This is a genomic window from Pseudomonas viridiflava, assembly GCF_900602065.1.
Taxonomy (GTDB): domain Bacteria; phylum Pseudomonadota; class Gammaproteobacteria; order Pseudomonadales; family Pseudomonadaceae; genus Aquipseudomonas.
In genome coordinates, this window is sequence record NZ_UWFN01000265.1 from 273157 (window position 1) to 285438 (window position 12282).

The 12282-nt window shown below is 58.0% G+C and carries 12 protein-coding genes; 3 read left to right on the top strand and 9 right to left on the bottom strand.

Going from position 1 to position 12282, the window contains the following annotated elements; translation table 11 throughout:
• Window positions 1-27 precede the first annotated feature (27 nt).
• Entirely contained in the window at window positions 28-717 is a 690-nt protein-coding gene (locus tag EE949_RS16360; protein WP_122665226.1) for a DUF4197 domain-containing protein, read from the top strand.
• Window positions 718-859: 142 nt separating this feature from the next.
• Here the strand turns inward: EE949_RS16360 and EE949_RS16365 are convergent, their stop codons facing one another.
• On the bottom strand, window positions 860-3928 hold the full coding sequence (locus EE949_RS16365; RefSeq protein ID WP_122665227.1) for an efflux RND transporter permease subunit: 3069 nt from the start codon (window positions 3926-3928) through the stop codon (window positions 860-862).
• A gap of 6 nt (window positions 3929-3934) precedes the next feature.
• Window positions 3935-5035, bottom strand: a complete 1101-nt coding sequence (locus EE949_RS16370; protein WP_122665228.1) for an efflux RND transporter periplasmic adaptor subunit — start codon at window positions 5033-5035, stop codon at window positions 3935-3937.
• Window positions 5036-5125: 90 nt separating this feature from the next.
• Here EE949_RS16370 and EE949_RS16375 point away from each other — a divergent pair, with 90 nt between their 5' ends.
• Window positions 5126-5797: a TetR/AcrR family transcriptional regulator gene (locus tag EE949_RS16375; RefSeq protein ID WP_122665229.1), complete on the top strand. Its 672-nt coding sequence runs from the start codon at window positions 5126-5128 to the stop codon at window positions 5795-5797.
• Window positions 5798-5983: 186 nt separating this feature from the next.
• Here EE949_RS16375 and EE949_RS16380 read toward each other — a convergent pair whose 3' ends face one another.
• Window positions 5984-6769, bottom strand: a complete 786-nt coding sequence (locus tag EE949_RS16380; protein ID WP_122665230.1) for a class I SAM-dependent methyltransferase — start codon at window positions 6767-6769, stop codon at window positions 5984-5986.
• Between the two features lie 96 nt (window positions 6770-6865).
• Here EE949_RS16380 and EE949_RS16385 point away from each other — a divergent pair, with 96 nt between their 5' ends.
• A complete protein-coding gene (locus EE949_RS16385; protein ID WP_122665231.1) occupies window positions 6866-7489 on the top strand; it encodes an energy transducer TonB in 624 nt (207 codons plus the stop codon).
• Window positions 7490-7593: 104 nt separating this feature from the next.
• Here the strand turns inward: EE949_RS16385 and EE949_RS16390 are convergent, their stop codons facing one another.
• The 6 genes from EE949_RS16390 to adk all read right to left on the bottom strand — a co-directional run bounded on the left by EE949_RS16390 (window position 7594) and on the right by adk (window position 12126).
• A complete protein-coding gene (locus tag EE949_RS16390) occupies window positions 7594-8292 on the bottom strand; it encodes an extensin family protein (RefSeq protein WP_162874439.1) in 699 nt (232 codons plus the stop codon).
• Window positions 8293-8294: 2 nt separating this feature from the next.
• Complete coding sequence (locus EE949_RS16395) at window positions 8295-9128, bottom strand: isocitrate lyase/PEP mutase family protein (protein ID WP_122665232.1); 834 nt, start codon at window positions 9126-9128, stop codon at window positions 8295-8297.
• A 51-nt stretch (window positions 9129-9179) separates the two neighbouring features.
• Window positions 9180-10049: a DUF72 domain-containing protein gene (locus tag EE949_RS16400; protein WP_122665233.1), complete on the bottom strand. Its 870-nt coding sequence runs from the start codon at window positions 10047-10049 to the stop codon at window positions 9180-9182.
• Window positions 10046-10357: a hypothetical protein gene (locus EE949_RS16405; RefSeq protein ID WP_122665234.1), complete on the bottom strand. Its 312-nt coding sequence runs from the start codon at window positions 10355-10357 to the stop codon at window positions 10046-10048. Before EE949_RS16405 ends, EE949_RS16400 begins: the two co-directional genes overlap by 4 nt.
• A 356-nt stretch (window positions 10358-10713) precedes the next feature.
• A complete protein-coding gene (tsaB, locus tag EE949_RS16410; protein WP_122665235.1) occupies window positions 10714-11388 on the bottom strand; it encodes a tRNA (adenosine(37)-N6)-threonylcarbamoyltransferase complex dimerization subunit type 1 TsaB in 675 nt (224 codons plus the stop codon).
• Between the two features lie 90 nt (window positions 11389-11478).
• The gene (gene adk / locus EE949_RS16415) at window positions 11479-12126 is read right to left on the bottom strand and encodes an adenylate kinase (protein WP_122665236.1); all 648 of its coding nucleotides are present in this window, start codon (window positions 12124-12126) and stop codon (window positions 11479-11481) included.
• Window positions 12127-12282 lie beyond the last annotated feature (156 nt).

Here is a 12282-nt window from a genome sequence, read left to right on the forward strand (position 1 = left end):
AATCAAGTCAAAGAAAAGGATGCTCTCATGCTTCATCTCCCCTTTACGTTTGCCAGCCTGTGCGCGGGCCTGATGCTGTCGGGCAGCGTATTTGCCCTGTCGCTGAACGACGTCTCGCAATCGGACGCCACCGGCGGCCTGAAAGACGCGCTGACTCAGGGCGCGCAAATTGCCGTAAAGCAACTGGGTAAACCGGGTGGCTTCAGCGATAACCAGGACGTGCGCATCGAGCTGCCGGGCAATCTTGGCAAAGTCGCCAAAAAGATGAAGCAATTCGGCATGGGCGCTCAGGTTGACCAGCTGGAAACCAGCATGAACCAGGCTGCCGAAGCCGCCGTTCCGCAAGCTCAGGCGTTGCTGGTGGATGCCGTGAAGAAAATGAGCGTGGCTGACGCCAAGGGCATTCTCAGCGGTGGCAAGGATTCCGCAACTCAGTACTTGAACAGCAGCAGTCGCGAGCAGATCAGAGCCAAATTCCTGCCCATCGTCAAACAAGCCACCGACAAGGTTGGCCTGGCGCAGAAGTACAACGCCTTTGCCGGTCAGGCAGCGACGCTGGGTGTGCTTGATGCCAAGAGTTCAAATATCGAAGGATATGTGACCGAGCAGGCGCTCAATGGCCTGTTTGAAATGATCGCCAAACAGGAAGAAAGCATCCGCGCCAACCCGGCAGCTGCGGCTACGAGTCTGGCGAAGAAGGTGTTTGGGGCGTTGTAGGAAGCCAAACAAATACTTGATTTGAAATACTATCTCTGTGGGACCGAATTCATTCGGGAAGGCTATATTTCAGGCGATACATAAGCTGAGAATGTAACGACCCCTTCGCGATTGAATTCGCTCCCACGGATATGTACCCGCTTTAATCCGCCTTCTTCACCCTGAACCACGCGGCATACAGCGCAGGCAAGAACAGCAGCGTCAGCGCTGTCGCCACGATCAACCCGCCCATGATCGCCACAGCCATCGGGCCGAAGAAGACGCTGCGAGACAGCGGAATCATCGCCAGCACCGCCGCCAGAGCAGTCAATACGATAGGCCGGAAGCGCCGCACGGTTGCCTCGATAATCGCCGACCACTGATCAAGTCCACCGGCGATGTCCTGCTCGATCTGGTCTACCAGGATCACCGAGTTGCGCATGATCATCCCCGACAAGGCGATAGTGCCCAGCATCGCAACGAATCCGAACGGTTGATTGAACACCAGCAGGAACAGTGTCACCCCGATCAGCCCCAGCGGCGCGGTCAGAAACACCATGAACATCCGTGAAAAGCTGCGCAGTTGCAGCATCAGCAACGTCAGCACCACGACGATGAACAGCGGCACGCCCGCCTTCACCGAATTCTGCCCACGTGCCGCGTCCTCTACTGTTCCCCCAACCTCCAGCAGATAGCCATCCGGCAACTCGTTGCGCACGTCTGCCAGGGTTGGGAGGATTTGCTGCACCAGCGTCGCCGGTTGTTCCTTGCCGTAAATATCAGCGCGGATCGTCACGTTGGGCAAACGGTTACGGTGCCAGATCACCCCCTCTTCGAATCCGTATTCAAGGGTCGCCACTTGCGATAACGCAACACTGGTGCCGTTTTCAGTCGGCACCGCAAGGCTCGCCAACGCCCCGAGCTGCTGACGCTCGTCAGGTGTACCGCGCAACAGGATCTCGATCAGCTCATCATCCTCGCGATACTGACTGACGCTGGATCCGGTCAACGAGCGCTGCAGGAACCTCGACAGTTCAGCAGTGGTTACGCCCAGTGCGCGCGCCCGATCCTGATCCAGATTGAGGAACACCACTTTGCTCGGCTCTTCCCAGTCCAGATGGACATTGGCGACGTGAGGATTTTCCCGCACCTTGGCTGCCACCTTGCGAGCCAATGCGCGGACCTCTTCGATATGCTCGCCACTGACCCGGAACTGCACCGGATAACCTACAGGCGGGCCGTTTTCCAGCCGCGTCACCCGTGAGCGCAAGGTCGGGAATTGCTCGTTGAGGTTGCTGATCAGCCAGGTCCGTAACGCCTCGCGGTCCTCAATCGTTTTCGCCAACACCACGAACTGCGCAAAGCTGGTCGCGGGCAGTTGCTGATCAAGCGGCAGATAGAAGCGTGGCGAACCTGTGCCTACATAGGACACGTAATTGTCGATACCCGGATGATCCTTGAGCATCTGTTCGAGACGCTTGACCTGCTCGGCGGTGCTGTTCAGCGAAGCGCCTTCCGTCAGCTTCAAATCCACCATCAGTTCCAGCCGACCGGACGCCGGGAAGAACTGCTGCGGGACAAATTTGAACATCACCACCGACAGCACGAACAGCGCCACCGTGGCGAAAATCACGGTCTTGCGCCAGCGCACGCACCAGCCCACCATCGCACGTACCCGTTGGTAGAACGGCGTACCGTGAGGGTCCACTGCGCCGGGTCCAGTGCCATGCTTTTTAGCGTGAATCTTCGCCAGATCAGGCAGCAGACGCTCGCCCAGATACGGCACAAAGACCACGGCGGCGACCCAGGACGCCAACAGCGCGATGGTCACTACCTGAAAAATCGAGCGGGTGTATTCACCCGTGCTGGACTGCGCAGTGGCAATCGGCAAGAACCCGGCAGCCGTAATCAGGGTGCCAGTCAGCATGGGGAAGGCGGTGCTGGTCCAGGCAAAGCTCGCGGCTCGCAGCCGGTCGTAGCCCTGCTCCATCTTGATCGCCATCATTTCCACGGCAATGATCGCGTCATCCACCAGCAGACCCAACGCCAATACCAGCGCGCCAAGGGAAATCTTGTGCAGGCCGATTCCCAGGTAATACATGCAGGCAAAGGTCATGGCCAATACCAGCGGAATCGCCAACGCGACCACCATGCCGGTGCGCATGCCCAGCGAGAAAAAACTTACCAGCAGCACAATCGCCAGCGCTTCGGCCAGGACCTGAACGAATTCGCCGACTCCGGTTTTCACCGCAGCAGGCTGATCAGAAACTTTGCGCAGCTCCATCCCGGCGGGCAGGTTTTTCTGCAGTCGGGCGAACTCGCCCTCCAGCGCTTTGCCAAGGACCAAAATATCGCCACCCGGCTTCATGGCCACCGCCAAGCCAATGGCCTCCTCACCCATGAAACGCATGCGCGGTGCAGGCGGATCATTGAAACCGCGATGCACTTCGGCCAGATCGCGTATGCGCAAAGTCCGATCACCCACGCGGATCGGAAATTCCCGAATCTCGTCGACGGTCTGGAAGCGGCCGCTGACGCGTAACTGAACCCGCTCGCTGGGTGTTTCAAAAAAACTGGTGGCCGAGACCGCATTCTGCGCTTCAAGGGCCTGTTGCACGGCTTGCATGGGCAAGCCCAGTGTTGCGAGCTTGACGTTGGACAATTCGATCCAGATTTTCTCGTCCTGCAAGCCAATCAGTTCAACCTTGCCGACATCGTTGATGCGTTGCAGTTGAAGCTGGATACGGTCGGCGTAGTCCTTGAGCACGGCATAATCAAAGCCCTTGCCGGTCAGCGCATAGATATTGCCAAACGTGGTGCCGAATTCGTCGTTGAAAAACGGCCCTTGCACACCCGGCGGCAAGTTCTGACGGATGTCCCCGACCTTTTTCCGGATCTGGTAGAAAAGCTCCGGCAGGTAAGAGGAAAAGATCGAATCACGGGCAATAAACGTGACTTGGGATTCGCCGGGCCGTGAGAACGAGACGATGCGGTCGTACTCGCCGGTTTCCATGAGTTTCTTTTCGATACGATCCGTGACCTGCCGCGCGACTTCTTCAGCACTTGCGCCGGGCCACAATGTACGGATGACCATCGCCTTGAAGGTAAAGGGCGGGTCTTCGCTTTGACCGAGTTTGGTGTAGGACAGCGCGCCAACAACAGCCAGAACGATCATCAGGTACAGCACGATCTGGCGATTGCGCAGCGCCCATTCGGAAAGATTGAATCGCATCCGTGCTTACTCCTTCGCAGCCAGTTTGACCGCACGGTTATCACGATCCACAGGACGGACCTGCTCGCCTTCATGCAGCACGTGCACGCCAGCGGCAACGATCCAGTCACTGGCCGCCAAGCCTTCCAGCACCGGCACCGATTCCTGGCCATAAGGCCCGAGCCGGACGTTAACCCGCTTGAGCGTGCTGTCGGCAGCAACCCGCCACACGTAATGGCTGCCGTTTTCAGACGTTACGGCCGAGAGCGGAACCGCCAGTGGCACGGCTTGCGCAGCCTCTATGAACACCCGTGCACTTTGACCCAGCTCGGCAGGCACCTTGCCGCCAGCAAAGGCAATGCGTGCTGCGAAGGTTCGCGAGCGCGGGTCAGCGGCTGGTGAAAGCTCACGAATCCGACCAGGAAAACGCTGCTCACGCTGGGTCCACAGCTCTACGGTGACGGGCTGATCGGTTTTGAAGCGGGCGAAATTCTGTTCCGGCAGGCTGATCAGCACTTCCCGCTCACCATCAGCGGCCAGAGTGAATACCGTTTGCCCTGCGGCGACCACCTGCCCCACTTCCACCAGACGCTTGGCCACCACCCCATCCTGAGGCGCGCGCAGCACGGCATAGCTGGTCTGGTTATCGGCGACCGTCAATTCGGCCTTGATCTGCTTGAGCCGGGCTTCGCCGGAGCGATACAGGTTTTCGGCATTGTCAAACTGCGAACGGCTGACCATCTGCCGATCCATCAGGGTCTTGTAGCGATCCCGCTCGGAGCGCACCAGTTGCAGATTGGCTTCGGCAGCAGCGACTTGAGCACGGGTGGCGTCCAGTTGCAGGCGCACATCCTGAGCGTCCAGTTCGGCCAAGGGCTGATTGGCTTTGACCCGCTGCCCCTCTTCCACCAGGCGCTTGCTGACCTTGCCGCCAATCCGGAAGGCCAGATCGGGTTCAAAACGGGCGCGAACTTCACCGGGATAGCTGTCCATCGCCTGAGCAGAAGGTGAAGGCTGAATCACCATGGCGGGACGAATGGTGATCGGTGCGGTTGCCTCCTGGCCACAGCCAGACAGCAACGACATCAGACCCAGAGGCAGGACGAGGCACAGACATTTGCGCAACATGGTGGAGCCCTTCGCAAAAGATGCTTGGAATAATTGTACTGGCGAGTATATTAAAAATTACCAAACTCACCAGTACATTATTAAACGAACATGTCTGACGATTCTCAAAGCGGCTCTCATAGCAGTCCTCACAGCGGTTCCCAAAACAATCCGGGACCCGGCCGGCCGAAAGATCAGGCCAAGCGCCAAGCCATTCTCGATGCTGCGAAAGAGCTATTCGTACGCAATGGCTACGCCAGTACCAGCATGGATGCCGTCGCCGCAGAGGCTGGCGTTTCCAAGCTCACGGTGTATAGCCATTTCAACGACAAGGAGACGTTATTTACCTCTGCCGTCGTGGCTCGCTGCGAAGAGCAGATGCCGGAGTTGTTCATTCAGCTCAATCGCGACTTGCCTGCCAAGGCATTGCTGCTGAATGTTGCGCGCGGGTTTCAGGTCTTGATCAACAGCCCGGAATCCATTGAGCTGCATCGCCTGATGGTGACGTTGGGCACTCAGGACCCAAAGCTGTCGCAGATATTTTTTGAAGCCGGGCCACAACGGATTCTTCAGGAGACCGAACGATTGCTTAGCCGCCTTGAGCAAAGCGGACAGTTGAAGTTCGACTCTCCGAGAACCGCAGCAGAACACTTTCTAAGCCTGATCAAAGGCGTGTGCAACTTCCGCCTGCTGGTCGGCTGCGGCGAGCGGCCAGACGAGGCCAGCGCCGAAGCGCATGTGCAGGAAGTGGTGGGCTTATTCATGCGGGCCTATGGGGTCTGATGATGCCCATTGGACCGAGGTGAACCTGTGGGAGCGAATTCATTCGCGAAGGGGCCGGTACATCCACTGCAAATTTGTTGTGACGAATACCGCCTTCCCGAATGAATTCGGTCCCACAGGTCCGGTGAGCGCCTGAGACCGCAGACATCCAGCGGGACCTGTGTAGTGCCAGAGAAATGGTCGAAATCACACCGACTTCAACGCCTTCTTCGGATAGATGTCATACCGGCTGGATTTGCCATCCAGCGCGTAGCTCGGCTTGGGACCTTCGATGCACGGGGCTTTGCGCGGGCGTTTGACCACTACGCGGTGGGTTGCCAATGCCAGTGCCGCGTCCAGCAGCGCCGGGGCATCCATGTCGTCGCCTACCAGTGGCCGAAACAGACGCATTTCTTTCTTCACCAACGCGGTTTTTTCACGGTGCGGAAACATCGGATCCAGATAGATTACCTGCGGTGGCTCGCCTTCCCAGCCACGAATCAGCTCGATGGAGTTGCCAGTCAGCAAATGCATCTGGCTGATGATTGAACCCACTTCCCGATCCTGTCGCCCGCGGCTCAAGCCATCTTCCAGCAGTGCGGCAATGATTGGCTGGCGTTCGATGAGGCTCATCTGGCAGCCAAGGCTGGCCAGTACAAACGCATCCTTGCCCAGCCCCGCCGTTGCATCCAGCACCGTAGGCCGAACGCCCGGCTGGATACCCACGGCCTTGGCAATCATCTGCCCGCTGCCACCACCGAACAAACGTCGATGGGCCACTGCGCCCTCGACGAAGTCCACCCGCACCGGCCCCGGCGCGTCATCACCCAATTGCTGCAATTGCAGACCATTGTCAGTCACTTGGAGGGCAAAATCGGCATCAACGTCGCCTGAAAGCAGGTCCAGACGCTGCGCCCATTGCACGGCCTGCTCCTGACTCTGGCTATCAAGGGCCTCGACCCGGATACGACTGCCCGCTTGTTGCTCACTCATTGTGTCCACACGCTCAAAAAGTGTTAATGATCGGCAAAATCTGCCGATAAAGAAGTATCAGGCATTTTGCCAGACCTACGACGTGTAACGATCGATATGTCAGACATTCAGCAATCATCCATAGGTTATCTAACGCACGCAGGTGATTTTACCCTGCGCAACAGCCGGGCACTGGGCGGTGTTACCCAGATCTGGTCGGATGCGTTTGCCCGTGCGATGGCTGAACAACTGCGTGACACGCCTGCAGAACCTGTTGACCCTGCCAGTGTTGCTACCGACGTTGCCACCGGTGAGCCTGTTGCCGGTGCCCGCACGCTGGGCAAGATCGTCGAGCAGCGCGCCTGCCCGGTTGAAGGCAAGCCGCTTATCCCTGCCAAGCCGCTGTTTCTGCCTATCGCTGAATTCGAACTCGACCTGCTGCCTCCGCCGAACGAACCGTTCAGCATCGGCGAGATGATCGCCCAGCAGCGTAACCTGGAGTTCGACAGCGAGTGGGTTCGTCCGAACGTACTCAATCCTTACGATGATAGCGTGATACCTGGCCCCGGCCCTCAACCACGTCCGCTGCACTTGCCAATCGCCGAGTTCGAATGGGACTTGGCCGACAAGCCCGCCCTGCCACTGGATGACGACACCATGGTCGCGCAGCAGCGCGCACTGAACTACGACATGGGCTGGGCTCGCCCGATCATCCTGCAAAACCTGCGCATGGCGGCTTGATTTCGTTGACTCGGTGATATCTGCAGGAGCTGCCGAAGGCTGCGAATGGATTCCCATGACACGCCGCCTTCGCAGCCTCGGCAGCTCCTACAAAAATATCTACCTCAGCGACACACCCGCCACCCGCCCATATCCAGATGGAAATGGTTTTGATGCGCTGCGTTGTAATCCGGCCCTAATACGGTATTGAACTGCTTGCAGGCGCCGTCGCGGACCTCCCGCAGAAACCGCCCCTTGTCTCCCGCATCTTTCCAGTCCCGCAACAAATTGATCCGCTGCCCGTCCGCCAGCCGGAAGCCTGCGATATCCAGCGCATTAGCGCTCGCATGCTGACTCAAACGTCCGCTACTTCTGCCATATACGTTGCGACAGGCAAAACTGCCTAGATGGTCGATACGCGTCACTCGCTGGCCGAATACTGACTGGGCGGCGGGCTGCAAGGTGTGCACTTCAAATAGCGCGTAGGCCACCGCCAACGGGCAACTGGCGAGAAAACTGCTGCTGAGCGCCACCTCGCTGCCCTGGACCCGTAACACATCGCTGAGCGGGCAATCCGCTGACGCAGGGCTATCGGCCTGATGGCTGAAACGCAGGCTCGACGATCCCAGCACCTGATCACACAGCTGTGGATCGCTCTTCACCCGCGATAATTTGTAGGACGTCAGGAAATTGGTTTCAGCCTGGATATCCAGTGGTGCCCAGGGATTCCACTGCGCAGGCACCTCAATCCAGCCTCGCCATACCGCAGCAACCGCACCGGCACATAGCAGCAGGAAAACCAGAAACAGCGTAGAACCCCGCACCCTCAGCCCTTGAACAACGCGTTGAGTTGAGCAAATGGCAGCGCCTGCTCAGCGTAGTTAAAAGTCCCGTGGGTACGGATTTCTTCAGCAGCACGATACAAACCGCCGAAGGCTGCGCGGACGAGCGAGGAGCCGACGCTGATGCGCTTGACGCCACAGTCACTGAGCTCGGCAACCGTCAGCGTGACGCCGCCAAGCCCCATCAATACGTTGACCGGCTTGGGGGCGACAGCACGCACCACCGCTATCACTTCTTCCCGGGTACGCAGGCCGGGCGCGTAGAGCATGTCAGCTCCAGCGTCAGCGTAGGCCTGGAGCCGATTCAAGGTGTCAGCGAAGTCCATTCGCCCGTTGAGCAGGTTTTCCGCTCGGGCGGTGAGCATGAACGGGAACGGCAAGCTGCGTGCAGCCAGCGCCGCCGCTCTGACCCGCGCTACGGACAATTCGAAATCGTAAATCGGCTGATCGGTCTTGCCAGTGGCATCTTCGATAGAGCCACCAATAATGCCCGCCTGCGCGGCCGCCAACAGGTTGGCCGCACAATCCTCCGGACTGTCGGCGAAACAGTTTTCGAGATCAGCAGCGACAGGCAGCTCGGTTGCGGCAACGATAGCGCGGATGTTTTCCAGCGACTCGGCAAAGCTCAGCGCACCTTCGGCATCGGCACGCCCCAAGGTGAATGCCAGGCCTGCGCTGGTCGTGGCCAGCGCCTCAAAGCCCATGGACGCCAACAGCTTGGCCGACCCTGCGTCCCAAGGATTGGGAATCACAAATGCATGATCACGCTCGTGCAACGCTTTGAAAGTCTGTGCGCGAAGAAGTTGTTGCGAATCCATTGCTGACTCCTGTGATCGTCAATGCGGCTATTGAAGCCACAGTTATCGACCTCAGAGCAAGCCCAGTTGCTGCACCGGTGGTGTACGGTCCAATTCAGGTAACGGCGGCAAGCCCGGCAGGCGTGCCATCAACTGGTTGTGAAAACGGCGGGCCAGCTGTGGCGCTTCGAGGTTATCCGGGGTGTGCAGGAACACATAAGGCGTGCGGCCTTCCTCGATCCAGCCTGCGACCTTGGTCACCCACTGGATCAGAAAGGGGTCATTGGCTTCCAGCACGGGATGACCAATGAAGCGCACCTGCGGGAATTGGGTCAGTGCTGCAGGGCGAGCAGGCACCTTAGGTTTCTTCGACTGAGCATGCAGTACCGCCGGATCGCTGGACACACAGCTGAATAACGCTCGGGAATCCAGACAGATGCGCTCGACGCCGCGCTCAAGCAACAAACGATTAAGCAAGCGCTCTTCATCACCCCTTTCGAAGAACGCTCTATTACGCACTTCGACAGCCAGCGGGCACTGCAGCTCATCAATGAAAGTGATCAGTTCGGCGAGGCGTTGCGGCGTGAAGCTGGCTGAAAGCTGTAGCCAGAAAGGTGCGACACGCTTGCCCAGCGGGGCCAGCAATTGAATGAAGGTTTCAGCCGCTTGCAGCTGTAGGCGCAGATCACCGCCATGGCTGATGTCACCGGGAAACTTGGCCGTGAAGCGAAAATCATCAGGCAGCACTTCAGCCCAGCGCTGAACAGCAGCAGGCGCGGGTCGGGCGTAAAAAGTAGTGTTGCCTTCGACGGCGTTGAAAACCTGTGAATACAGGCCTAGAAATTCGTTACTGCGAGCGTCTTCCGGATACAGTGATTCGCGCCAGGCGTTCTCACTCCATGACGGACATCCCAGAAAATATGGCAGGCGGGAATCGTTCAAACGTGGACATCAAGCCCGGAAACTTCCAGATCCCAATCAACGAAGCTGGCGGTGGCGAGGTAACTGGCCAAAGCGTTGGCTACGCGGGTACTCATGGAGCGCGGAAAGATAATGTCTTGCTGACGAGCAGGTACGTTGGCTGTCGAGTTGGCCTGCCCACTACCACCTGAGCGAGCGCCGTGCGCTGGCTGCTGGGCAACTTCGGCGTCGTTTTCGACTTCTTCGAAGGTGCCATCAACGATCGCAGGCTGACTACGCGGCTTGCGTTTGATGGGGTATGAACGTTGTGAGGGGCCGTCTATGCGCATTAGTGCGTACTCTGCATCTTATAGTGGCAATTTAACGTCACGGGTTAGTTGTTGCAATTACCCGAACGTTAACTAGACCACACAAATCGCAAAAGTTTCGAAACCAGCGGGGAATTGATGGTTTTAGGCGATGAAAGGTCGTGTTTTGACCGGCCACAAAGGGTTTCAGAGGATGGCACAGAAGCTGTGGAAGCTGCCCTGTCTTGCGGCAAACATTGGACCTGTAGGAGCTGCCGAAGGCTGCGATCGCGGCGTGTCAGGATAAATGCTTCGCAGCCTTCGGCAGCTCCTACAGAAAATGCATTTCCAATCAAGTAGTTTGCATGTTGTTTGATAAGAACGAGTTTCTACAGATATCACCGGGCTTTGGGCGTAGCCACTTTATCGCGCAGGTAAACCGGCTGCGCATCGTCTGCAATGATGGCCTCACCGCGCTGCCAGGCGTAGGTCGCCAAAGTCAGCAGATCCTGTGCATGGGGCAGCATGCTGGCGTCATGACCAGCAACGTTGACCGGCAAACGTTCGGCATAACCCCAGCCGGTACCCGCGCCGAACCATTCACCACTGACATCGGACGGCAATGCAACGTGCTCTGGCGGCAATACCGCTTCAGCCCCGAGCAAACACATCTCCCCCGCCGCCTCGCGATAACAACCCCAGTAAACCTCATCCATGCGCGCATCGATGGCTGCAGCCACCTGATGCACGCCATGCTCACGCAAGGCCCGCTGAGCCAGTACCGCGAGATTGGAGACAGGCAATACCGGACGCTCCAGGCCATACGCCAACCCCTGAACCACACCAATGGCAATCCGCACGCCCGTAAATGCGCCCGGACCACGGCCGAAAGCGATGGCATCCAGTGCGGACAGGCCAATACCGGCTTCGGCCATGATTGTCTTGATCATCGGCAGCAGACGCTGGGCATGCAGGCGCGGGATCACCTCGTAGTGGCTCAGCACCTTGCCGTCGTGCAGCAGGGCAACCGAGCAGGCTTCAGTGGCAGTATCCAGGGCCAGCAAGGTGGTCATCAGGGTTATCCATCAAGATCAAAAAAGGGGCGCATTATAAACGACAAAACGGCCCGCAAGCGGACCGTTTGTTGACTCAAACCAGCGTTATCAGCTCAGGGCTTCAAGCACTTTTTTGGTGATTTCTTCAACAGAACCAACGCCTGCGATGTGGCTGCACTTAGGCTTGCCATTCCTGGCTTCGAGTTTGCTGTAGAACTCAACCAGCGGCTTGGTCTGCGCGTGATACACGGACAGGCGATGGCGAACGGTTTCTTCTACGTCGTCCTTGCGCTGCAGCAGTGGCTCGCCGGTAACGTCGTCAACACCTTCAACTTTAGGCGGATTGAAGATGGTGTGATAGATGCGGCCAGAGCCTTCGTGCACGCGGCGACCAGACATACGCTTGACGATTTCCTCGTCATCTACAGCGATTTCCAGCACGTTGTCGATTTCCAGACCGGCAGCCAGCAATGCTTCTGCTTGCGGGATGGTCCGCGGGAAGCCGTCGAACAGTACGCCGTTGGCGCAATCAGGCTCGGACAGACGATCCTTGATCAGGCCGATGATCAGGTCATCGGAAACCAGACCGCCGCTGTCCATGACGCTTTTGGCTTTAAGCCCCAGTTCGGTGCCAGCCTTGACCGCAGCGCGCAGCATATCGCCTGTGGAAATTTGCGGGATGCCGAATTTTTCGGTGATGAATTTTGCCTGAGTACCTTTACCGGCCCCGGGAGCTCCCAGCAGAATCACGCGCATTGATGTGCTCCTCAAATTTTTTATATGTAAACGTCAGATTCGCCACTGCAGGACCAATCTCAAATAAGGTTACAGCCGAAGAATGGCCAAAGGCTGATCAAGATACACAGCCGACAGGGGTGGCACAAGCCGCCAAAAGTCGCAGTATCCGCCACC

Excerpts from the sequence above, each read along its gene's own strand:
- EE949_RS16360 (WP_122665226.1), top strand. The coding sequence starts at position 28 with ATGCTTCATCTCCCCTTTACGTTTGCCAGCCTGTGCGCGGGCCTGATG.
- EE949_RS16365 (WP_122665227.1), bottom strand. The coding sequence starts at position 3,928 with ATGCGATTCAATCTTTCCGAATGGGCGCTGCGCAATCGCCAGATCGTG.
- EE949_RS16370 (WP_122665228.1), bottom strand. The coding sequence starts at position 5,035 with ATGTTGCGCAAATGTCTGTGCCTCGTCCTGCCTCTGGGTCTGATGTCG.
- EE949_RS16375 (WP_122665229.1), top strand. The coding sequence starts at position 5,126 with ATGTCTGACGATTCTCAAAGCGGCTCTCATAGCAGTCCTCACAGCGGT.
- EE949_RS16380 (WP_122665230.1), bottom strand. The coding sequence starts at position 6,769 with ATGAGTGAGCAACAAGCGGGCAGTCGTATCCGGGTCGAGGCCCTTGAT.
- EE949_RS16385 (WP_122665231.1), top strand. The coding sequence starts at position 6,866 with ATGTCAGACATTCAGCAATCATCCATAGGTTATCTAACGCACGCAGGT.
- EE949_RS16395 (WP_122665232.1), bottom strand. The coding sequence starts at position 9,128 with ATGGATTCGCAACAACTTCTTCGCGCACAGACTTTCAAAGCGTTGCAC.
- EE949_RS16405 (WP_122665234.1), bottom strand. The coding sequence starts at position 10,357 with ATGCGCATAGACGGCCCCTCACAACGTTCATACCCCATCAAACGCAAG.
- tsaB (WP_122665235.1), bottom strand. The coding sequence starts at position 11,388 with ATGACCACCTTGCTGGCCCTGGATACTGCCACTGAAGCCTGCTCGGTT.
- adk (WP_122665236.1), bottom strand. The coding sequence starts at position 12,126 with ATGCGCGTGATTCTGCTGGGAGCTCCCGGGGCCGGTAAAGGTACTCAG.